We start from the raw sequence: 21,323 nt of genomic DNA on the forward strand, positions 1-21,323 counted from the left end.
CTGGGGTGTCCTCGCCCCCGGTGCCGCCGGACACCGGGAAGCCGGCTCGGGCCTCACCCAGCGGCCCGTGCCCGCGCTGAAGAACTGCGCCGACAGCTTGGGGTGACCCGGCAGCTCGCGGCCGCGGAGGAACGCCCCTCGCCAAGCCCCGCGGCCGCGCGCCCACCGGGAAGGAGCACCGTGACCGCCAACCCGCCCACCGCCATCGGTCCCCCTCCACAGCAGAAAGCCGCCCCTCCGACCGAGTTGTCGCGTCGGTCAGGAGGGGCGGCTGTCCATTGCTGTCAGCGCGTCAGCTCACGCGTCGAACGTGCGTCCGCTCTGGTGTCGGGGTCAGGACGGGTCACCGTACTGGAGGCCGCGTCCGTTGGTGCCGATGTAGACGCGGCCGAAGGTGTCGGGGTCACCGGTGATGACGCCTACGCTGCCGATGCCGCCCCACTGGTGGGCGTCGTCGTTGACGCGGAGCCAGGTGGCGCCCTTGTCGGTGGAGCGGAAGACCCCGCTGACGTCCTTGACGGTGCCGATCATGTACAGGGCCTGGTAGGAGGTGCCCGGTGCGGCCTTGCCGAAGCCGAGGGCGGCGGCGGACTTCACCGTGGTGAGCCTGGCGAAGGTGCGGCCGCCGTCGGTGGAGTGCAGCAGCCCCTGGTCACCGCCGGCGATCCACAGGTCTCCCGCGACGCCGGGGACGGCCTTGAGCCGGCCGTCGGCGGGCAGGCCGGTGGCCCGGGCGGTGAAGGTCGCTCCGCCGTCGGTGCTGGCGTAGAGCGTGCCGCCGGCCAGCGAGTAGAACGTGCTGGCCGAGGAGCGGTCGGCGACGACCACGGCGCCGGCGCCCAGGCCACCGACCTTCGACCAGCTCGCCCCCTTGTCGGTCGAGCGGTACGGAACCTGGCCGGCCTCGGTCCACACGATGCCCGAACCGTCCGCCGCCAGCGCGACCTGGCCACTGTCGGCGCCGGCCACCGGCTCCGACCGGAAGCCGGTCCAGCTATTGCCGCCGTCGGTGGAGTAGGCGCCGTCCTGCGCGCCGCCACGGCCGACACGGACCATCACCGAAGGGTTGGCCTGAGCGAAGTCGATGTCGGTGCTGTTGGACATCATCGGGTTGTTCATCCGCCCGGCGGGCACCTTGGTCAGGTCGTCGTGGCGGAAGCCGCCCTGGTCGCCCATGGCGGTGATGACGGTGGCACCGCCGGGCGGGGCGATCGCGTCCATCAGCGCGGTCTCCTCCAGGCCGCGCGCCCCCACGGTCCAGTGGCTGGTGCCGCCGCTGTCGGTGGCGTCGGCGTCCTTGCTGCGCCAGATGCCGTTGCCGGTGCCGTACAGCACGTGCCCGGAGTCGAAGGGGTCGATGGCCAGGGCGGTCATCCAGTGCCCGGTGTGGGTGCCGATGTACGGAGCGGCGGAGGCGTTCCGTACCGATTTCCCGGCCAGCGCCTTCCATGTCGTACCGCCGTCGGTGCTGCGGTAGATCTCGTCCTCGGGCCACCAGCGGTCGAGGGTGGTGACCATCACCGTGGACGGCTTGCGCGGGTCGACGGCCAGGCCGGAGAAACCGTAGGCGCCCTTGGACGGGGAGATGTTCTTCCATGCTCCGCCTGCCGGGGTGTACTTCCACACCGAGCCCGCCGTCACGCCGTTGGGTCCGAGGTTGTCGGTGTACGTCAGGTACAGCGAACCGTCACCGGAGACCACGCCGTGCTGGGGCAGTTGGCCGGTGGGGTGCCCGGGGACGGCCTTCCAGGTGCTGCCGCCGTCGATGGAGCGGTAGAGGGAGGCCGACCTGTCCGCGACACCGACGTAGACCGTGTTGCTGCCGGCCGGCCCGTACGTCACGAAGGAGATGCCCGCACCGCTGCCCGCCCCGCCCTTGACCGGGAACGAAGAGACCTGCCGCCATGTCACCCCGTGGTCGGTGCTGCGCCACAGGCCGTTCTTACGGGTACCCAGCAGCAGGGTGCGGTGGTCCGAGGGGTCGACCACGAGCCGTTCACCCGCCCCGCGGCCGTCCTCGTTGCCGCCCAGCTTGAACGGCAGATCGGTGCGCTGGAAGGTGCGGCCCCGGTCGGTGGAGCGCAGGAGCGCGCCGTTGCCGCCCCAGTTGTTGGTGTAGGTGCCCGTCGCGAGGTAGAGCCGGTCGGGGTCGACGGGGTCGGTGGCCAGCGCGTCGATGCCCAGCAGGTTCCAGTCCTTCTCGCCGAGCCAGTCCGTGAGCGGTATCCACTGCTCGGCCGCGGTGTCCCAGCGGTAGGCGCCGCCCATGTCGGTGCGCGCGTACAGCAGACCTTTCTCCTGTGGGTTGAACACCAGGCCGGTGACGTAACCGCCACCGACCACCTGGGCGTTCCTCCACTTGTACGGTCCGGCCGCGGCCGCCTGGCTGCCGGTCGCCTGCACCAGCTTCCGCTGCGGGATGCGGGTGCCGTCGGCGGTGGACAAGGCGTTGACGCCCATCACCTTGCCGCTGCGCACGGAGACAAGCCTGTGGTAGGCACCGGCGTCGATCGTCGCGGCCTGGGAGTCCTCTTGGGTGAACAGGAGGTACGGCACGACGGCGGCCGGCACGCCGAGCAGCAGGCCGGTCGCGGCTCTGCGACGGCGGTGACGCCCGCGGCGCCCTCCGCCTGGTGGGTGTTTCATAGGGAGGTGTTCTCCTTGCATATCACCGTGGATCGGACAGATCAGCGCTGCAGGGTGAGGACACCCGGCCGGTACGGGAGTCGGTCGTAGTCGCCGCCCGCTGTGGGGGACTTGCCCTGGTAGAGGAACTGCAGGTTGCAGGGGTCGATGGTCATGGTCTGGTCGGGGTTGTTGCGGACCAGGTCACCGTGGCTGATGTCGTCGGTCCAGGTGGCACCGCTGTTGGCCTTGCCCGCGAAGAGGTTGCTCTCGCCGGTGGCCTGCGGGGTCCACGTACCGTTCAGGCTGGCGGCCGTGAACGAGCGGAAGTAGCGCCGCTGGTGCGCGCCCTTCGCCTCGACGATCATGAGGTACTGGTTCCGGCCCTGGACCTTGTAGACCTGCGGCGCCTCGAACAGCTTGTCCGGCGCGTCGCTCATGACCGTCGTGTACGAGGAGCCGAAGTTGCCCGGGAAGTTCCCGATCGGCATGCTCGCCCGGTAGATCTTGCCGTTGTCACCGGCGAAGAACAGGTACATGTTCTGGCCGTCGGCGATCAGGGTCTGGTCGATCGGGCCGGTGGGGGAAACGGTGCGGGGGATGCTGCCGGTGAACAGCGGACGGGGCGCGGACCAGCCGTTCGGGTCGGTGGGGTCACTCGACGTGCGGTAGCTGAAGGGCCACGCACCCCACTGGGACGCCAGCACCCAGACCCTCTTGGGGGCGAAGTAGAACAGTGTGGGCGCCACCGCGCCCTCTCGCATGCCGGTCTGGCCGGCCGACGCCATGTCCGACCAGTTCGTGAAGGGGCGGAAGGCCATCGAGCCGTACGAGCTTCCGGACGCGCTCGACGCGTAGACCAGGTGCTTGCCGTTGTGCACCACGCTGGTGAAATCCTTCACCGCGACCCACCCGTTCGAGGGCTGTGCGAGGGCACCCGTCGACTTCCACTTGTACGTCGAGGGAAGAGCACACGCGGCGCCGGCCGCCGACGTCCCGGACGGGGCGCTCCACTTCTGGTTGTCGACGGACGCGCAGGCGTACAACTGGATCTTGGTGCCGTTCGCGGTGGCCGCGCCGACGGCGTCGAGGCACAGCCCGGACCGGGCGCCGGTGATCGTGCCGTTGGTGTTGATGTTCCACTGCTGGTTGGCGCCGCCGTTGCAGTCCCAGACGACCAATGAGGTGCCGTTGGTGGTGCCCTTGTTCTTGGCGTCCAGACACTTGTTGTCGTAGACCTTCAACTGCTTGGCGGCGGTGTAGGTCCAGCGCTGGTTGGCCCGTCCGCTGCAGTCCCACAGTTGCGCCGGGGTGCCGTTGGCGGTGGCGGAGTCGGGGATGTCGATACAGCGGCCGGAGGCCACGCCCTTGATCTCCCCGGTACCGTCGGCCGACTTGGGCGGGGGCGTACCGGAGCCGGAATGGAGAGCGTTCATGACGGCGGTGTACGCGGGCTTCGGCCTGCCGTTGTCGTCGAACAGCAACGGGCGCTCGTCGCGGCGCCAGGAGTCGCTGTCACGGATGCCCCACACCGTGATGCCGGTGCACCGGCCCACGGCCAGGCAGGCTTTCACCGTGTTCGCGTAGTGGACGGGTGGTGCCTGGGCGATGTCCAGTTCAGTGATCTGGACGTCGACGCCCAGGGCGGCGAAGGCGGCCAAGGTGGTCTTGAAGCTCGCCGGCGGGCCGCCCGCCTGGAAGTGGCTCTGGAACCCGACGCAGTCGATGGGCACGCCGCGGGACTTGAAGTCCTTGACCATGCGGTAGACACCCTGGGTCTTGGCGTCCGACCAGTTCTCGATGTTGTAGTCGTTGTAGCAGAGCTTGGCCGAGGAGTCGGCCGCACGGGCGATGCGGAACGCTTCCTCGACGTGGCCGTCGCCCAGCAGGTCCTGGAACTTCGAACTGCGGTGCTGGGAGGAGCCGTCGGCGAAGGCTTCGTTGACCACGTCCCAGGCGTAGACCTTGCCCTTGAAGTGGCTCATCTCGGTGGTGATGTGGTTCTTCATCGCGCTGCGCAGGGTGTTGGCGTCGTTGATGGACTTCACCCAGCCGGGCAGCTGTTTGTACCAGACCAGGGCGTGGCCACGTATCCGCTGCCTGTGCGCGGTGGCGTGGCCGACGATCCGGTCGGCCGAACCGAAGGTGAAGGTGCCGCGGGAGGGTTCGGTGGCGTCCCACTTCATCTCGTTCTCCGGGGTGATCATGTTGAACTCCCGGTCGAGAATCGTGGAGTACGTCGGGTCGCCGAGCCGTCCGGCAGCCACGGCCGTACCGAAGTACCTGCCCGAGGGGGCCGCCTGCGTACTCAAGGCGGCGGCTCCGGCGGAGCTGGGGAGGAGCGTCACGACTCCGGCGATCACCGCCGCGGTCGACAGTCCTACCGTCACTGTCCGGCGGCTCCGGGGGAGCCGGTGCAGGCCCTTCACGATTCTCCTCGGGGGTCGCGGGTCACTCCGGGTGCCGTGCTCGTGCACGCACCGGCCGGGGTGGCCTGATCTGTCGCGGGGTGGGTGCGGTGCAGGACGTGGGGCCGTTCCTGCCCACCGGTCACCCGGGGTTCGTGGGTGTGTCGCGTCATGGGAGCCGCTTTCTACAGGGGATGCGTCAACGGGATGCGGGAGACCTGCCGCGCCGGCACGCCAAGGCGAGCGGCGGGAAGATCACCCCTGAAGTGGAGGCTTTCGAAGTCGCGGTCCCGTAACAGAAAAGTCGCGCCGCCCGGAGGATTGCCCAGTGATGCATCTCGCAGGCAAAAAGCGTTACGCCGAGCCCTGTGGCCCGGTCGTCCCCGTGGGGAGGGATCCAGAACTGTCACGGCGAGGCAGCCGTCGATGAAATGCGGACCGCACCTGGATTCGGCGGAGCGCTCGGCTCACTGCGGGGTGGGGGCGTGATGTGGGCTCGTGCTCGGGAATCGCCGGCTGTCACTGAGCGGCCCGGCCCAGGATTCTCGTGAAGCGGTTCTCAGGCCCGGGCCCCGCGCGTGATGAAGGAAGCCTGGCCGGCGAAGGCCCGAGTGCCGTTGGAGCCATCGAGCCAGATGCCACCGTCGCGGTGGCGGAGGACCGATCCGGGGTAGTTGTGCGCGTGCAGGGTCACCGACCCGGCGACCGCCCCGGGGCGTGGACAGAAGGTGGCGTCTTCACGGAACAGTTGACTGCCGTCGTTGGTGCTCAGCCGTAGCCGCAGGTACTGATGGCGAAGGTACCGGCCGTCCGCGGCGCGGAGCGTGACGCACCGTGTGTCGGCCAGTCCCCCGACGACCGTGAAGGTGATCCGTTGCGGTGCCTGCGCGCCGCCGGGCGCGGAGACTCGGCCGCCGAGTGTCGCGAAGTCGCCCGCATACGTGACGAACAGGCCGGGCTGGTCCACGGACTCCAGCGACTGCGCGCCCAGCGGAACCGTGCCTGCGACGGCGGACGGACTCGCCGAGGACGGTTTGGGCGACGTGGTGGTACGCGACGGGGTCGGCGTGGGGGCGCGCGACGGGGTCGGCGTGGGGGTGCCGACCGTGGGAGCGGAGATGACGGCGGGCGCCCGGGGCGCCGGTTCGGGCCAGGCCGCGTAGGTGGCGGTCCCGGCTATGAGCACCGCGCCGGTGGCGAGGCTCACCACCGGATGAGCGGTCACCACGTGCAGTTTGCCGATCAGCGAGCCGTGCAGACTGCTTCCCCCCGTCGCCGTGCCGACGCTGACGTGTGCCGCGGCCAGTCCGGCGGCACCCGCGGCAGCCGTACCCGACAACAGGCCCTTGGCGGCCAGCGCGGCGAGGAGTGCGGCCGGGACGGCCAGCGGCGCGATGTTGAGAAGCAGCAGTTCGGCCGGAACCCGTTCGGTCCTCGTGCAGATCGGACAGTCGCGGGTGTGCCGCGCGATCCGCTTGCGCCACACAGATGCAGGAAGACCGTCCCAGCCGACGACGGTCTCGTTCAGCTGCGGACAGCGCGGGTCCGCCTCCAGCGCGGCGACGATCGTCCGGCTCAGCTCCAGTTGCTCACGCATCCGCTGCAAACGTACTCCGGCGTGGGCGGCACTGAGCCCCATCGCGTCGGCGATGTCCTGACGGCTCAGCAAGCCGGCGCATTCCTGCCACCACATCGACAGCAGCACCCGGTGGTCCGGGTCGAGCCACCGGCCGGCTTCGACCACCTGACGGCGCTCGTCCGACATGTGCAGACGCAGGATCGTCACGTCTTCGAGCGCGGCGCCGGCGCGCGGTGTTTGGAGTGCCTCGTCGATGACCGTGGTCCGGTCGGCGAGAGTGCGTTGCCGGTGCCAGTGGGTATTGACCTGGCGGAGCGCGATCGACACCAGCCAGGACCGGAAACTTTCCGGGGCACGCAGGTCGGGCAGGTCGCGCACCGCGCGCAGCAGGGTTTCCTGGACGACGTCGTCGACGTCGGCATGTCCGCTCAGCGCTCGCCCGACGATGTTGTAGAGCAACGGCAGGTATGCGGCGATCAGCTTCTCGCGCGCCCGGTCGTCACCGGCCTGCGCCGCGACAACCAGCTCCGCGTGACCCGCGTCCATGAGCCCCATCCCACCTTCTTCAAGGAAGCGATCCGCCGAGTACGGCGGCATACCTTAGCGTCGGCAAAGGGATACGGCCAAAGCCTGGGCCCTGGGTGGACGAGCCGGCCGGTGCCGACGCGCAGGGCCCGTACCGCGGGTGCGTTCGGGCAGCAGGCGGCCAACTCGTGGACGGACCGCGCAAGCGCGCCCCCACGCATTGAGCACCTGCTATGCCAGACGTCCGGTCCATCGAAGTACGGCGGCAGCGTGCCTGTCGCCGCAATTCGCGGCGCCGGAACCCGGCGGAATGCGCACCGAGTTCCGGCACACCCGGCCATCAGAGGCGCGCGTCTCCCGGCCGGCACGAACTGCGCAGTCGGCCGGGTGATGCCCCGTCAGGGCGAGCGTCAGATGAGCATCGCGAACGCCATTTCAGCGTGCAGCCATCGCCCGCACCGCACATAAGGCGCACGCGTGAAGCAGCAGGTCAGGCCCTCTTATCGGCCCTCTCAAGAATCACCGCACACTCCACATGACGCGTAACCGGAAACACGTGGAGACAATGCCGACGCCCCCAACCGGCAAGCTGGCGCCGATTGGGCCAACTGCGGTTCGTCCCTGATGCCGAGCAGAGCAGGGCATCCGTCAATGGCCGGTTACCAAAACCGGCGATTCTTCGGACTGTTGACAGTCCACCGCATCTCCCCGCTTCCCCACCGCCCGGCAAGCCGACGGGGCATCTTCGTATCAGAACCCCGTTTACACAGGGCCCGATCGGAGCAAGCCGACGGCGGGCCCCACATGGCACGAGCGATCACGTAGATGTCACCAACCCCATGGATGCACTCGCACCACAAGGCTCTGACCTGGACTTATGCGTTCACCCTGAACCGCGTGGACGCCCCTGGACGGCTTTTACGACATGTGCCAGGCCGTACCGAGCGACGCACCCAAAACCAGACAAGGTGCGTCTTCCGGCCCGTCGGAGCGGAATCGCAGGGTCTTCACCGTCGTCTCACTCACCCGCTCAAGCTCCCACATCTCCCCTCCAGCCCCACCGGCAGGGCCAGCAAGCCTGGGGCTACGCGGGCATGGGACACCATACGATCCGCCGCGACCGCGAAGGTCATCGGCAGCGGGATCGCCGGCCCGAATTCCGCGGCCAAGCCGAGCCGCATGGCCGGCGACCACGACGTGAAGATCACCTCGCCCTCGCACTCCGAGTCCGGGAAGTGTCCATGCGCCCGGAGCAAATCCTGCCTGCCGACGCGATCCGCGCCTTGGCCGACTTGACCGCCCTGCGCACACGCCGACAACGCGCCACCCGGCCCCAGGGACCGCGCATCGCGCCGGCCGGACCGGGCTGAAGCGCGCCCACCGTCGAGTCCACCGGAGCTGCTGGGCGAGGAGGTCGTCATCCCCGAAGGAATACATCGAAAGATGTATCCGACCTTGTACCTGGGAATGAAATTTCTACTGCCGCGGCAAGGCCGCATCTCCCCCTGCTTTTCACTTGTACAGTATTTCCGCAACTTCGGTGCAGTGCGAGCGGCGAGGCGGCATGGGAGCACAGATGATAATTGCAGCTTTCCCGGATGGGCTGCAAAGTGCCAGCCATTATCGGGCTCCATCTTGCCGGTACAGGTTGCGTCTTGGCGGAGATTCACTGGCACAGGGAGTTCAAGATCAAATGACGAAAAAATTTGTCACCTTTGGTGTCGCGATCATGGGAATGACCATCGTGACCGCCTGCGGCCCGACGGATGGCGAGCCCGGCCCATCGGACCATGTATCTACCAGCACCCCCAGCACCAAGGAACTGATCGGTGCCAGGAAAAAGATCTTCTTGAATATCCTTGAGAACACCAAGAACAAGCCATCCGAGGTCAGCGACGAGGAACTCGTCAGGCAAGGGAACGCGATCTGCGCCGCCGACGGCAACGGTGGTGTGGGCGGGGCCATCGGCAGTGCCATCGATGTCACCCGGGAGACCGAGAAGAAGCTCGACATCTCCTTCAAGGATGCAGTCGCCGTGGTCGGCGCGGCTCGCGCGGCCTGCAAGGCGCAGCCCTGAACTCCGCTTCCCGTCACCGTCGGAGGCACTTTCCAGGTGAAGAAGCGAAACGATGATGCCCTGCGTCTCAGGAGTGGGTGCTCAGCGGTACGGCATCCGGGACCGGCCAGTCGGCCGGAGGCGACCAGTGGGCCCACTTCTCGTCCCACCACACGGAACCGGTCTCGATCATTTTCACGACCTGCCGCGCCTCGGCCCGTACGGAAGCCGCCTCACCCGGCCGGAAGCCGCCGGTCCGCTCCCGTTCCTCGAACTGCTCGACGTCCTTCCACCGGTAGGGGCTGCCATCGCCGGGGATCCATATGTCGAGCTCCTGGTCCAGGGTGTCGAAACCTGTCGCGTGGCGCCGCATGGGTTCTTGGAAATTGATGTACCAGCCGGAGAATTCCCGCCCCTTCCAGAACAGCCACACGGCGTAGCCGTCACCGGGGCGCTGGAGCTGCAATACCCCGGGGGACTGCCAGGAATGCTCGAAATGTATCCACGGATGCAGCCCCCAGCGGAAATTACCGGTCCCGAAGGTGAGGGGAGTTCCCTGCGCAAGGAAAACCGCCAGCAGCTCCGGACCGTCCTCGACCACCCGCACGGGATAGACAATCCATGTCCGGCCGTCCAGTAACTCACGGCGCTCGATTATTTGACCCGGACGAAAGAATTGGCTCATGGCTGCAATCTACCGCGCCAGCACGGCACGCCGGCGGCCGCTGGCGAAGGGCGACAGACCCTCATAATGCCCGTACAGTGGGCGGTCCACGTGTATGGCGGCGTCGTTTACGGCATTTACGCAACCGCCTCGCTGCCTCCCGACGGCAGGCCCCGGCCACGGACGCGGCCCGCGCGTCTCAGCGTGAGCCGAGCGGGTCGCGGGTCGCGGCCGGGCGTGGCGGCCAGGCTCGGGGGGCGAGGATGCCCAGGACGTAGGCACGGGCTATGAGGGCGGGTCTGGTCTCCGCGCCCAGCAGGTCGCGGAGGCGGCTGAGGTGGTAGTCGACCGCCTGGCGGGAGAGCTTCAGCGAGGTGGCGATCTCGGCGTTGGTGCTGCCGCCGGCCAGGAGGGACAGTATGCGGATCTGCGCGGCGGTGAGCGGCGGGTGGGCCTCGTGGGCGATGCTCTGGTCGGTGACGACGGCCCACACGTGCGCGACCCGGCCGACGGGCCCGCTCACCGTGGACAGGTGGAGCTGCGCGCGGCGCTGGCGCCCCTCGGTGTCCAGGAGGACGGCGGAGGTCTCCGCCCGCCTGATACGGCGGGTTATCAGCCCTTCCCACGTGCGACGCAGGGGGCGGAGGTCGGGTGTGGCGGCGAGCAGGGTGTGCGCACGGCGGCCGACGAGGTCGGACAGCCGCGTCCGGAACAGTTCGGCGGCGGCCGTACCCGCCTGTTCGATACGGCCGCCGACCGAGAGCAGCGCGCAGGGCAGACCGCTGTAGTCCCGCAGCGCCCGCAGCTTCTCCTCGGCCTCCTGGCGCTGGCTCGTCGCGCGGACGTGGTCGGTGATGTCGACATAGATCCCGGCCACGCAGGTCCGGCCGTTCTCCTGGACCGGGAAGCGGTGGCCGGCCGCCTGCCCGGTGCTGCCGTCCGAACGGTGATAGCGCAGGTGGTGGCGGACCGGCTTGCCGCGGCTGAGGATTTCCTGGTCCAGGGCCCGGAACTGGGCGGCGTCGGAGGGGTGTCGAAGTCCTCGATACGGCTGCCGACGATCCGCTCCGGTGTGGTGCCGTAGAGATGCGCGTAGGCGTGGTTGGCCCATAAGTAGCGGCCGTCGCGGTCGCGGAGGAAGGCCGCGGCCGGCGCGAAGTCGGCGAAGTCCGCGAAAGCGGCGTACGGCCGGCCGCCCGCGGGCTGCGGACCAGCCTCCATCGCCACCCCGCGCGTCCAGCCCCGGCTCCCGTCCTGGGGCCAGCTCACCGCGAATTTCCGGCCGTCGAACTGGACCAGGGGGTGGCCGTCTTGGAGGGCGTCTCCCTGATCGGACAGCTCTTGGCGCGCGCGGTCCAGGAAGCGCTGCGCGGTGGGCAGGTCGGCGAAGGCCCCGCCGCCCCACTCCTTGACGCGCCCCTGCTCGTCGGCCTCCCACCAGGACACGGGGAGGCGCTCCAGCAGTGCTCTGAGACCGGGATCGTCCACGACGGCCTTTCCGTCCATGTCCCCACCGGGTGGCGGGAAGTGACATGGCGATGCCTATCCCGTACGGAGTCCGGCCATGCTCCGTTATCGGCCGACTGCGAAGCGTGAGCACGTCGCCGGGGCGGCGTGCCATAGGTGATCCATAACCTTCGTCCCCACTCCAACGATGTCCAGGACTTTGGCATTTGCCTGATTGGCGCCCGCCTCCGGCGGCACTTCCGGCACCCGCCTTCTGTTTCCCTTGTGTATGTCGCCGGTTACCCGCCGTGTTCTACGCGGGTTGCGTCACGGTTGACGGGCAGGGGGCCAGGCCACGGCCCGACGCCCCGGACGGGCGAGCGAACAGGCAAGTGACAAGCGATAGGAGACGAATTTCCGTGAGCACGGTGCTGTTGGTGCACGCCAAGGGCGGTCCGCCGCTCGGCCACGTCCTGTCCCGGGCAGCCGCGCGGGCGGACGTGCACCTGCTGGCGCTCAGCGCGCTTCCGCCGTCGGTCGCCGCGTCCGCGGAGCGGCTGTGTGCCTCGGTCGTGCTGCCCACCGACGCGGAGCGGGCCGACCTGGTCTCGTTGATCGTGGCGCGGGCCGGAGCCGTCGGCGCGGACGCGGTTCTCACCTTCTCCGAGTACGCGGTCGTGGCCGTCGCCGAGGCGTGTGAGGCGCTCGGTCTCGCCGGTGCGGGAGACGCCGCCGCGCTCGCCCGGGACAAGCGGATGATGCGGCACACCTGGCACCGGCACGGCCTGCCGCAGCCCGCGTTCCGTCCCGTCGCCACGGAGGCGGACCTCCACGAGGCCGTCGCCACCCTGACCGCTCCCCTGCTGCTCAAGGCAGCCTGGAGCGCGGGCTCCACCGCCCACCAGATCATCGCCTCCCCGCAGGAGGCCGACGCCGCCTGGCGGCGCTCGCGCGAGACCATGGCGCAGTCCGCCCGGCTGGGCTTCGCCGAGCTCCATGTGGCCGAGGCGGCGGGGCACTTCGTGGTCGAGGAGATCGTGACCGGCGACACCGCGGGCTGGTTCGACGAGCCCGGCTGGGGCGACTACGTCAGCGTCGAGGGCGTGGTGACCGGCGGTGTCTTCCGGCCGGTCTGCGTCAGCGGCCGGATGCCGACGGTGCAGCCGTTCACCGAGCGCGCCGGTATCACCCCCGCGTCGCTGCCCGCGGACCTCCAGGACCGCGTCGTCGCCCTCGCCCGGGAGGCCGTCGACGCCCTCGGCCTGCGCGACTGCGGCACCCACACGGAGATCAAGCTCGGCGCCGACGGGCGCATGTGGCTGATCGAGACGGCCGCCCGGTTCGGCGGCGCGATGACCGTCCCGCAGATCGAGGAGGTCTTCGGGCTCGATGTCGTCGGCATGCTCGTGGACCACCTGCTGGGCCGTCCGGTCGCCTGGCCCGAGCGGGTCCTCGGCCCGGAGCAGGCACGGGGCGCCGCGGGTTCCCTCGTCGTCCTCGCGGTGGACGGCCGCGGCGCGGCCTGGCGGGACCGCAGGCGGTGGGACTTCCCCGTGGTGCGGGAGGCCGTCGCGCTGAGCGAGGGCAGCACGCTCTCGGTGGTACCGGAGAGTTCCCTGCCCGACGGCAGTACCGTGCCGGTCTACGACCCCGCCGGCGGCGCCAACACGATGGCGGCCCTGTGCCTGCTCTCCGCCCCCGACGCGCGCACCGTACTGCGCGACTTCACGACGCTGGTGGACGCGCTGCCCGAGGTACTGCCGCCCGCCGTACCCGCCGCGCGGCGACCGGAATCCGCCGTACCCGCCGCGCCGCGGTCCGGACCCCCGGCCGCCCGGTCCCGGAACGTGACCACACCGTCAGCGTCCGTATCCCCCGCCCGCCCCCGCGTCCGCCCGGCCGCACCGTCCGAGGGAGTCGCCGTATGACCACCACTTCACTCCCCGTCAGCGTCGCGGACCCCGCGACCGACCGCACGGTCATCGGCGAGAACCTCTCCCTGCCGCTGTTCCGTACGCTGTCCGGGGTCCTGGCAGGCCACCCGTACCTCAAGGTCGTGGTCGACCGTACCGAGGCCACCTGGCACCTCCTCGACACGGCCGCCCACCCGTTCCACGTGAACTACATCGCCACCCGCGTCCTCGGCATGAGTCTCGACGAACTCGACGCCCGGCTGGACGAGTTCAACGCGTCCGTCTACATGGACCCCGAACGCCGCTTCCTCCTCGGGGTGCTGTCCCTGCACACCGACGAGGACCGGGAGGGCCGCGAGCGTACCTTCCTCGTGCTGGAGACGACCGAGGCCGACACCATGCACGGGGAGTTGCTGGAGTTCTTCTACGCCTTCGTACGGGAGCGCGTCGACGGCAGGCTTCCGCTCCTGCTCAAGCCCGCCAACCACGTCCAGGAGGAGGCACTGGCCTCGGTCAGTGAGCAGCGCGTACCGCGCATCCTCGGTCACGAACTCTTCGGCTCCCGGGTCCGCGTGCCGCTCAACGCCGGAGAAGCGACCGGCCGGCTGCGCTGCTTCGAGACCGTGGCGGAGTACGAGGCGGCGGCCGGCGGGCTCGGCTGGTCGGACATCGTCGCCATGCCCTGCCTGCCGGACGGCGTGCAGCGGGTGGCCGGGTTCATCAACACCGCGCCCATCACCCCGCTGTCCCACACCAATGTCCTCGCCTCCGGTTGGGGCATCCCCAACGCGATCGTCCGCGATCTGGACCAGCTCGTCCGGAAGGACGGTTTGGACGGGGCCTGGGTCCGCTACCGGGTCAGCGAGGACGAGATCACCCTGGAGCGGCTGGAGCAGGCCCCCGAGCTGCGGGCCCCGGCCTGGCACCAGCAGCGCATCCGTCTGGAACCGCCGCTGCTGGAGGACGCGCCCGTACTCTCCCTGCACCGGCTGCGCAGCGCCGACCGGGACCGCTACGGCACCAAGGCGGCCAACCTCGGCGAGCTGCACCACGTGCTCGACAGCCGCACGGCCGACCTCACCGCGTTCTACGGCCAGCCCCGTCCGCCCCGTAAGAACCTGTACGGACACCTCGCGGCCCGGCTCGGCCTGGACGCGCCCTCCGCCACCGAACTCCGCGCGGCCGCGGCCTCCTTCGTGGCCGGCACCGTCGCGGCCCCCGAGGGTGTGGCCCTGCCGTTCTCCCTCCTGCACCGTTTCCTCACCTCCTCCCCCGCGCTCCAGCAGGGCATCGGCAAGCTGAAGATGGCGCTCGAACTCGACGCCATGGACGTCCTCGACCCGCTCTGCCTGCAGATCCAGCGCCTGATCCGGCAGACCGCGATGCCCGACGCCGTCGCCGGGGAGATCACCCGGTCCTTCCCCGCCCCGCTCGCCGCGGGCGGCCGTCTCGTGGTGCGCTCCTCCTCCAACGCCGAGGACCTGCCGGGCTTCTCCGCGGCGGGTGTCTACGACTCCGTCACCACCGTCCGCGGCACCGGCGAACTCCTCGACGCCGTACGGCAGGTGTGGGCCTCCCTGCTCTCGCCGCGCAGTGTGCGGCTGCGCCACCAGGTGGGCATATCCCTGGACGACACCTACATGGGCGTGATCATCCAGGAGTACGTCCCCGCCGCGCTCGGCGGCGTCCTGGTGACCTGCGACCCCACCCGGCGCGAGGACTTCCGCAACGTCTACCTCAACTGTTCGCCGGGCTCGCCCGAGCAGGTCGTCGAGGGCGAGGTACTTCCGCAGCAGTACCTCTACAACACCGTCGAGGGCGGCGGGCGCACCGTCGCCCTCGGTTCCTGGAGCGAGGGCCTGCCCGCCGCCACCCGGGCCCGGCTCGCCGACCTGTCCCTGACCGGCCGGCTGCTGCAGTCCCACTTCAGCGCCCCCGAGGTGGACGACCCCCTGGACATCGAGTGGCTGCTGACCGACCAGGGCGACTTCCGCCTGGTCCAGATCCGCCCCTACGCGCTGTGAGCCCCCGCCTCCCGCGCTCCGCGGCGCGGCCCGCGGCCACGCCCCTGACCGGCACCGCCCGTCGTATCGTCCGGCTCAACTACGGCTTCCAGCTCCTGTTCAACCTGCTGTGGTGGATGCCGGTGTTCTACGCCTACCAGAAGGACGCCGGTCTCTCCGACGGGCAGATCTTCGGTATCCAGAGCATCTACTACGTGGCCTTCTGCCTCTTCGAGATCCCGACCGGGCTGATCGCCGACCGGATCGGCACCCGCAACTGCCTGCGGGCCGGCGCCGTCGTGATGACGGCCGCGAATCTCGCCCCGGTGGTCAGTTCCTCGTACTCCGGCTTCCTCGTCCACTTCCTCGCCATCGCCGCCGGCCGCTCGCTCACCTCGGGTGCGGCCAGCGCGTACCTGTACGACGGGCTGCGCGCCGAGCGGTGCGAGGAGCACTACCTCAAGGCGGAGGGGACCGCCCGGGCCCTCGGACTCGCCGCGAAGATCCTGTGCTGGCCCCTGGTCGGGCCGCTGATGGTGCTCGTCCACCCGGCCCCGTACCTCCTGAGCGCCCTGAGCGCGGCGGGTTCGCTGATCTGCGTCATCGCCCTGCCCCGGACGGCAACGCAGGCTCGCGGTACGGCCTCGGCGGGCCGGTCCGGAAAGCCCCGGGCGCCACGGGGCGGGCGCGGCACCTCGCTGGGTGACGCGAAGGCGGCGCTGCGCTGCGTCGTCTCCTCGCCGTGGCTGGCGCTGGTCATGGTGCAGGGCGTGGCCGTGTTCACCCTGTCCAGGATCTGCCAGGTCAACCTCTTCCAGCCGATCCTGCTCGACCACGGCATCGGCGAGTCCGCGCACGGCGGCGTACTCGCCGCCATGACGGTGGCGGAGGCCGTGGGCTCGGCACGCCCCCAGTGGCTGGGCCGCCGCCTGACACCGGTGGCCTGGGTCTCCGTCCTCAGCCTCGTCCTCGCGGGCACCCTGGCGGGCATCACCCTCGGCGGGCCCTGGACGGCCGTCGCCCTGCTCTGCGTGTTCGCCGCCGCGGCCGGCTTCGCCTACCCGATCCAGCGCAAGCTGGTCAACGATGCCGTACCTGCCGGCGCCCCACGGGCGACGCTGCTGTCGGTCGAGTCGATCGTGGACCGCGCGGTGTGCGCGCTGGCGGCCGTCGCCGTGGGCGCCTACCTCTCCGCAGGCCACCTGGACGCCCTGCTCTGGCACAGCGCCCTGGCGACCGCGGTGCTGCTCGGCGCCTTCCAACTGGTGCTGCGGAGCGTGCGGGCGCGGCGCGGTGCGGAGGGGGATGCGGCGGAGCGGCCGGTTTCCGAGGCGGCAGAGGAGCCGGGCTCCCGTACGGACGCGGGCGCACACGCACCTGTTCAGGCGCGCCCGCGGGAGCCGTACGCCAGCCACTCGACCACCCGGGCCGGGAAGTAGGCGGGACGGTACGGCCGTCCGACCTGATAGGCCACGTAACCGAGCGAAGCCGCCACGTATGTCTCCTTGGCGGTCTCCCCCTCGTAGACGAGGCGGCAGCCGTGCGCCGCGGCCTTGGCGCGCTTCCAGAGGACCGGCGCCGGCTTACGCTCCGCCTCGGTGCGCGGAGTGAGAATCCGGTCGCCGAAGTCCGCCCAGGCGAACGGGACGGGCCCCTTCCACGCGCCGTCGACCTCCTTCTTCAGGGCGGCGGCGCGCTCGGCGTCCGTCTTGCCCCACGAGGACGGCACGTTGGTGATCAGCCCGACCTTGATGTGCCGCTCCCGCAACGTACGCAGGTACGCGGCCGCACCCGGCAGGTAGCTGATGCCGGAGTCCGCGGCCGTGTGCACCAGGGTCTCGCCCAGATCGAAGTAGACGACGGCACAGCCGCGGGCCGAAGGTGTCCGCGCTCCGGCCGGAACGCCGTGCGCCACGTCCGCCGGCACGGCCGCGCTCGCCGCGGTACCCAGCACGACCGATGCCACCGCGGCGGCCGACGCCACGAGACCGATACGGAAGAAGCCACGGAAGGAGGTTGTCTGCATGGCGTTCGGCGCCTCTCTCTTCGACGCGCCACTCGGACGCGCCCCCCGTCAGGTGCGTGACAGGCAGACGCACGAAGCACCCCTACGGCCCCTCGCGCCCCCGAAGGAGACCCGCTCCCCCGTCATCGCTGCTTCCCGCCATACCCCTGAACAGCACACGCCACTCGCCGGCACGCCACCGAGCATGTCGGCTCCCTCCTCACCGCGTTGTCCCGCCGGGCAGCTCGTCCAGGGGGTGTACGGCGAGGGCGATCTTGCCTCGTGGGCGTCTGCGGCCCTCGCCGGCGCCGCCTTCCAGCAGTGTGTGCGCCTGGGCGAGGTCGTCCAGCGGCAGCACGGCGCCGATCACCGGTCGGAGTTCGCCCTGGTCGACCAGGTGGCCGAGGGCCGCGAGCTTCGCCCGGCCGGGGCTGACGAAGAGGAAGTGGTAGGTCGCGTTCACGCCCCACGCGGCGAGCAGGTTCTGCGGTTCGGGGGTGTCCACGATGGACACCACGCGGCCCCGGCCCTTGAGCACCTCCGGACTGCGGGCGAGGGTGTCCCCGCCCACCGTGTCCAGCACGACGTCCACTCCGCCCAGCGCGCGGACCTGCGGCACGTAGTCCCCGGCCGAGAAGTCGACCGCGTGGCCGGCTCCCAGTCCGGTGACGAACTCGTGGTCCCTGGCCCGCGCGGTGGTCACCACCTCGGCTCCCAGCGCGGCGGCGACCTGGACGGCGGCCGAGCCGACCCCGCCCGCTCCGCCGTGCACCAGGACCCGTTCCCCGGCCCGCAGCCCGGCGCGTTCTACCAGCGCCTCCCACGCCGTCACGCCGACGAGCGCGAGACCGGCGGCCTCGACGTGCGACAGGCGGGCGGGCTTGCGGGCGACCAGGGCCTGGTCGACCACGTGGTACTCGGCGTAGGTTCCCGGTCCGGCGAAGATCGGCGCCAGGTACCAGACCTCGTCGCCCGGCCGGAAGTCGTCCGCCCCGGGGCCGGTCCCGGCCACCACGCCGGACACGTCGTTGCCGATCACCGCGGGCAGCGCCACCTGGTCGCGGTAGTCGCCGCGCCGGGTCTGCAGGTCGAGCGGGTTCACGGACGTGGCCAGCACGCGCACCAGCACCTGGCCGGGTCCGGGGGTAGGTCTGGGCAGCTCCCGGGCGGCGAACGCGGTCTCCGCGGCACCGAAGCGGACGAGTTCCATCACACGCATCGAAGTCGGCATGGCGCGACGATAGATTCACATATCGCGAAACGTCAATGTGTGCGTGCGTTACGATCTCCGGGTGTTCTCGGAGGCGGAGTTGCTGTCGGTGTTCCGGGCCCTGTCCAATCCGGCCCGCCGCCAGATGCTGGTATGGCTCAAGGATCCGATGAGTTTCCCCGGCCAGGAGCCCGACGACGTAGAGATCGGCGTCTGCGTGACCGACATCCAGCAGCGTGCGGGCCTGGGACAGTCGACCACCTCGCAATACCTCGCGACCCTGCGGCAAGCGGGTCTGGTCGTCGCCACCCGGCGGGGCAAGTGGACCTACTACCGCCGCGACGAGGCGAACATCGCCCGCCTCCTGGAGACGCTGCGCGACGTGTTCTAGGTCCGGGCCGGCGGGTCAGTCGAGCAGCGCGGTCGCCTCGACCTCCACCCGGACATCCGGCTCGAAGAGGTACTCGACGCCGATGAGCGAGGCCGGGGGCATCGGCAGCGGCAGCCCGACCTCTCCGGCGACGGCCTCCACCCCTGCCATGAACGCGTCGATCAGTCCGGGGTGCCAGCGGGTCACGTAGAACGTCAGCCGGAGCACGTCCGCGAACGAGGCCCCGGCGCCGGCCAGGCCGACGGCGGTGTTGCGCAGCGCCTGGGCGACCTGCCCGGCCAGGTCTCCGGGCGCCACCGGCGTGCCGTCGGCCCGACGGGCGATCTGCCCGCTGACGTGGACGTGCCGGGTGCCGGTGCCGACGGCGACGTGGTGGTACGGGGTGGGCTGGAGCATGCCCGGTGGAGTGAAGCGGCGGACGGTCACGGTGAATTCTCCTGTTCGCGGACGGCGGGGCGGCCGGACGGCGGGGAGTCGCCGACGGGACGTTCCCCTGGACGCCCCGACCCGGTATCCGGAAGATACTTAGCGCCCCGAAGTAACTTCAACGAGACCAGGTTTCGCCGTGGATACCGCCGACCCCTCCGGGCTGCGCATCGACGCCCCGCACCGCGAACTCCTCGACCAGGTGCTGGACAAGTGGTCGCTCGCCGTACTCGACCGGCTGTGCGAACACCCGTGCCGTTTCAACGAGTTGCGCCGGGCCATCCCCGCCGTCACGCAGAAGTCCCTGACGGCGACCCTGCGCCGGCTGGAACGCAACGGCGTGGTCGAACGCGAGGTGACCGCGACCCGCCCGGTGGCGGTCACCTACCGGATCACCCCGCTCGGCAAGACCCTGCGCCACCCGGTGGACGTTCTGCTGGCCTGGGCCGACGCGCACCTGTCCGCCATCGAGCGCGCCCGTCGCGCCTTCGACGAACAGGAGGAGGACAGCCTCCGTCCCCGCCGCCCCGACCACTCCTGAGCACCTTCGCCCCGCAGCGGCCCTCCCCTCCGACCCGCGCCCTGTCCCCCGGTCACCCCAGCACCCGCCCGAGGAACCCGCGCAGGTAACCGGCCACGACCTCCAGATGGCTCTCCAGCAGGAAGTGGCCGCCGTCGATCAGGTGCACCTCCGCGTCCTTGGCGTCGCGGGCGAAGGCCCGCGCGCCGTCCGGGCCGAAGATCTCGTCGTTGCGGCCCCACACGGCGAGCACCGGGACCTCGCTGGTGCGCAGGAATTCGTGCAGCCGCGGGTAGAGGGGGCGGTTGTTCCGGTAGTCGCGGAACAACGCGAGCTGGATCTCGTCGTTGCCCTCGCGGGAGACGAGGGCGAAGTCGTGCTCCCAGGTGTCCGGGCTGACCAGGCTCGGGTCGGGCACGCCGTGCACGTACTGCCAGCGGATGGCGTCGAGGCCGAGCGCGGCGCGGACGGCGGGTTCGGTGGCAGGGCCGGGGTTCACCCCGTAGGCCCAGACGTCGGTCCAGAACGACTCGACGAAGCCGTCCTCGTAGCCGTTGCCGTTCTGCGTGACGAGGGCGGAGATCCGTTCGGGGTGCCGGAGGGCGAGGCGCCATCCGATGGGGGCGCCGTAGTCCTGGACGTAGAGGGCGTAGCGGTCCAGGCCGAGCTGTTCGAGCAGGCCGGAGGTGAGTTCGGCGAGGGCGTCGAAGGTGTAGGTGAACTCGTCCACATGGGGGGCGGCCGAGTGGCCGAAGCCGAGGTGGTCCGGCGCGATGACGTGGTAGCTGTCGGCCAGCAGCGGGATGAGTTCGCGGAACATGAACGAGCTGGTCGGGTAACCGTGCAGCAGGACGATCACGGGGGCGTCGGCGGGGCCGGCCTCGCGGTAGAAGATCTCATGTCCGTCGACGGTGGCGGTCCGGTGGCGTACTGAACGCATATCTAACCCCTTTGGGTGCCCGATGCGGTTAGGTGTTCGCCACACAAGCATGGGGCGCTCTAACCTGTCAACCGATCCAATCCGGTTAGAAGAAGGGCGGCATCCGATGGACGCGCTACTGGACCTGCTCAACAGCAGGCCACGGGTCGACGGCGAGGAACAGGACGCTCTCGGCGACCCGGCCGAAGGCCGGCGATGGGCGCGGGAGCACGGCGGCGAAGGCAGCCTCGCGGAACTCGCGCTGCTGCGCGAGGCGCGGGACGTCCTCCAGGCCGTCGTGCGCGGGGAAAGCTCGCCCGCCGCCTTGGGTCCGCTGCTCGAAGGGGTCCACCGGACCCCGGAGGCCACTCCGGACGGCCTCCGGTGGGCCCTCAGGACTCCCCCGCACGCCCGGCTGGCCGTCGAGACGGTCCTCGCCTGGGCCGACACAGAGAAGCAACTGCCCGGCCGGCTGCGCCCCTGCGCCAACGACGAGTGCCGGCTGTTCCTGCTCGACCGCAGCCGCGCCAACCGCGCCCGCTGGTGTTCGATGGCGGTCTGCGGCAACCGCGAGAAAGCACGTCGCCACTACGAACGCAACCGCTGACCGTCCCAGGATCCCGGACACGGAAT

The 21,323-nt window shown here is 70.4% G+C and carries 16 protein-coding genes and 1 pseudogene; 7 read left to right on the top strand and 10 right to left on the bottom strand.

Going from position 1 to position 21,323, the window contains the following annotated elements; all coding sequences use genetic code 11:
• Positions 1-333: 333 nt before the first annotated feature.
• The 3 genes from EJG53_RS07675 to EJG53_RS07685 form a co-directional block, all read right to left on the bottom strand.
• Positions 334-2,646 (bottom strand): WD40/YVTN/BNR-like repeat-containing protein, encoded by a 2,313-nt coding sequence (locus EJG53_RS07675; protein WP_125044215.1) that lies wholly within the window; start codon positions 2,644-2,646, stop codon positions 334-336.
• A 41-nt stretch (positions 2,647-2,687) separates the two neighbouring features.
• The gene (locus EJG53_RS07680) at positions 2,688-5,054 is read right to left on the bottom strand and encodes a non-reducing end alpha-L-arabinofuranosidase family hydrolase (protein WP_125044216.1); all 2,367 of its coding nucleotides are present in this window, start codon (positions 5,052-5,054) and stop codon (positions 2,688-2,690) included.
• A gap of 538 nt (positions 5,055-5,592) precedes the next feature.
• The gene (locus EJG53_RS07685) at positions 5,593-7,158 is read right to left on the bottom strand and encodes a sigma-70 family RNA polymerase sigma factor (RefSeq protein WP_125044217.1); all 1,566 of its coding nucleotides are present in this window, start codon (positions 7,156-7,158) and stop codon (positions 5,593-5,595) included.
• Positions 7,159-8,830: 1,672 nt separating this feature from the next.
• Here EJG53_RS07685 and EJG53_RS07690 point away from each other — a divergent pair.
• Entirely contained in the window at positions 8,831-9,214 is a 384-nt protein-coding gene (locus tag EJG53_RS07690; protein WP_125044218.1) for a hypothetical protein, read from the top strand.
• A gap of 67 nt (positions 9,215-9,281) precedes the next feature.
• On the opposite strand, the gene EJG53_RS07695 is transcribed toward EJG53_RS07690, so the two are convergent.
• The 3 genes and pseudogenes from EJG53_RS07695 to EJG53_RS43590 all read right to left on the bottom strand — a co-directional run.
• Positions 9,282-9,878, bottom strand: coding sequence for a ribonuclease FAU-1 family protein (locus tag EJG53_RS07695; protein WP_125044219.1), 597 nt, complete (start codon positions 9,876-9,878; stop codon positions 9,282-9,284).
• A gap of 178 nt (positions 9,879-10,056) precedes the next feature.
• Complete coding sequence (locus EJG53_RS07700) at positions 10,057-10,968, bottom strand: PAS domain S-box protein (protein ID WP_244955031.1); 912 nt, start codon at positions 10,966-10,968, stop codon at positions 10,057-10,059.
• A pseudogene (locus EJG53_RS43590) lies at positions 10,929-11,363 on the bottom strand (PAS domain-containing protein); the annotation flags it as partial. The gene EJG53_RS07700 and the pseudogene EJG53_RS43590, both read right to left, overlap by 40 nt.
• Positions 11,364-11,722: 359 nt before the next feature.
• On the opposite strand from EJG53_RS43590, the gene EJG53_RS07705 reads away from it, so the two are divergent.
• Genes EJG53_RS07705 through EJG53_RS07715 form a run of 3 tightly spaced genes read left to right on the top strand, consistent with a single transcriptional unit; the run spans position 11,723 to position 16,658 of the window.
• The gene (locus EJG53_RS07705; RefSeq protein ID WP_125044220.1) at positions 11,723-13,231 is read left to right on the top strand and encodes an ATP-grasp domain-containing protein; all 1,509 of its coding nucleotides are present in this window, start codon (positions 11,723-11,725) and stop codon (positions 13,229-13,231) included.
• On the top strand, positions 13,228-15,240 hold the full coding sequence (locus tag EJG53_RS07710) for a PEP/pyruvate-binding domain-containing protein (RefSeq protein WP_125044221.1): 2,013 nt from the start codon (positions 13,228-13,230) through the stop codon (positions 15,238-15,240). The genes EJG53_RS07705 and EJG53_RS07710 overlap by 4 nt, the downstream gene beginning before the upstream one ends.
• Positions 15,237-16,658, top strand: coding sequence for an MFS transporter (locus EJG53_RS07715; RefSeq protein WP_125044222.1), 1,422 nt, complete (start codon positions 15,237-15,239; stop codon positions 16,656-16,658). Before EJG53_RS07710 ends, EJG53_RS07715 begins: the two co-directional genes overlap by 4 nt.
• Here EJG53_RS07715 and EJG53_RS07720 read toward each other — a convergent pair.
• Both EJG53_RS07720 and EJG53_RS07725 read right to left on the bottom strand, forming a co-directional pair.
• Entirely contained in the window at positions 16,601-17,245 is a 645-nt protein-coding gene (locus EJG53_RS07720; protein ID WP_125044223.1) for a hypothetical protein, read from the bottom strand. The two genes, EJG53_RS07715 and EJG53_RS07720, sit on opposite strands and share 58 nt — an antisense overlap.
• 199 nt (positions 17,246-17,444) lie before the next feature.
• Positions 17,445-18,455: a zinc-binding dehydrogenase gene (locus EJG53_RS07725; RefSeq protein ID WP_125044224.1), complete on the bottom strand. Its 1,011-nt coding sequence runs from the start codon at positions 18,453-18,455 to the stop codon at positions 17,445-17,447.
• Between the two features lie 61 nt (positions 18,456-18,516).
• Here EJG53_RS07725 and EJG53_RS07730 point away from each other — a divergent pair, with 61 nt between their 5' ends.
• Positions 18,517-18,825, top strand: coding sequence for an ArsR/SmtB family transcription factor (locus tag EJG53_RS07730; RefSeq protein WP_125044225.1), 309 nt, complete (start codon positions 18,517-18,519; stop codon positions 18,823-18,825).
• Between the two features lie 15 nt (positions 18,826-18,840).
• Here the strand turns inward: EJG53_RS07730 and EJG53_RS07735 are convergent, their stop codons facing one another.
• Complete coding sequence (locus tag EJG53_RS07735) at positions 18,841-19,251, bottom strand: RidA family protein (RefSeq protein WP_125044226.1); 411 nt, start codon at positions 19,249-19,251, stop codon at positions 18,841-18,843.
• Between the two features lie 139 nt (positions 19,252-19,390).
• Here EJG53_RS07735 and EJG53_RS07740 point away from each other — a divergent pair, with 139 nt between their 5' ends.
• Positions 19,391-19,792, top strand: a complete 402-nt coding sequence (locus EJG53_RS07740; protein ID WP_125044227.1) for a winged helix-turn-helix transcriptional regulator — start codon at positions 19,391-19,393, stop codon at positions 19,790-19,792.
• Between the two features lie 52 nt (positions 19,793-19,844).
• Here EJG53_RS07740 and EJG53_RS07745 read toward each other — a convergent pair whose 3' ends face one another.
• On the bottom strand, positions 19,845-20,711 hold the full coding sequence (locus EJG53_RS07745; protein ID WP_125044228.1) for an alpha/beta fold hydrolase: 867 nt from the start codon (positions 20,709-20,711) through the stop codon (positions 19,845-19,847).
• Between the two features lie 106 nt (positions 20,712-20,817).
• On the opposite strand from EJG53_RS07745, the gene EJG53_RS07750 reads away from it, so the two are divergent.
• Positions 20,818-21,297 (top strand): CGNR zinc finger domain-containing protein, encoded by a 480-nt coding sequence (locus EJG53_RS07750; protein ID WP_125044229.1) that lies wholly within the window; start codon positions 20,818-20,820, stop codon positions 21,295-21,297.
• The last annotated feature ends 26 nt before the right edge of the window (positions 21,298-21,323 follow it).

Source organism: Streptomyces chrestomyceticus JCM 4735, from assembly GCF_003865135.1.
GTDB classification, from domain to species: Bacteria; Actinomycetota; Actinomycetes; order Streptomycetales; family Streptomycetaceae; genus Streptomyces; species Streptomyces chrestomyceticus.

Excerpts from the sequence above, each read along its gene's own strand:
- EJG53_RS07675 (WP_125044215.1), bottom strand. The coding sequence starts at position 2,646 with ATGAAACACCCACCAGGCGGAGGGCGCCGCGGGCGTCACCGCCGTCGC.
- EJG53_RS07685 (WP_125044217.1), bottom strand. The coding sequence starts at position 7,158 with ATGGACGCGGGTCACGCGGAGCTGGTTGTCGCGGCGCAGGCCGGTGAC.
- EJG53_RS07690 (WP_125044218.1), top strand. The coding sequence starts at position 8,831 with ATGACGAAAAAATTTGTCACCTTTGGTGTCGCGATCATGGGAATGACC.
- EJG53_RS07695 (WP_125044219.1), bottom strand. The coding sequence starts at position 9,878 with ATGAGCCAATTCTTTCGTCCGGGTCAAATAATCGAGCGCCGTGAGTTA.
- EJG53_RS07700 (WP_244955031.1), bottom strand. The coding sequence starts at position 10,968 with ATGGGCCAACCACGCCTACGCGCATCTCTACGGCACCACACCGGAGCG.
- EJG53_RS07710 (WP_125044221.1), top strand. The coding sequence starts at position 13,228 with ATGACCACCACTTCACTCCCCGTCAGCGTCGCGGACCCCGCGACCGAC.
- EJG53_RS07720 (WP_125044223.1), bottom strand. The coding sequence starts at position 17,245 with ATGCAGACAACCTCCTTCCGTGGCTTCTTCCGTATCGGTCTCGTGGCG.
- EJG53_RS07725 (WP_125044224.1), bottom strand. The coding sequence starts at position 18,455 with ATGCCGACTTCGATGCGTGTGATGGAACTCGTCCGCTTCGGTGCCGCG.
- EJG53_RS07745 (WP_125044228.1), bottom strand. The coding sequence starts at position 20,711 with ATGCGTTCAGTACGCCACCGGACCGCCACCGTCGACGGACATGAGATC.
- EJG53_RS07750 (WP_125044229.1), top strand. The coding sequence starts at position 20,818 with ATGGACGCGCTACTGGACCTGCTCAACAGCAGGCCACGGGTCGACGGC.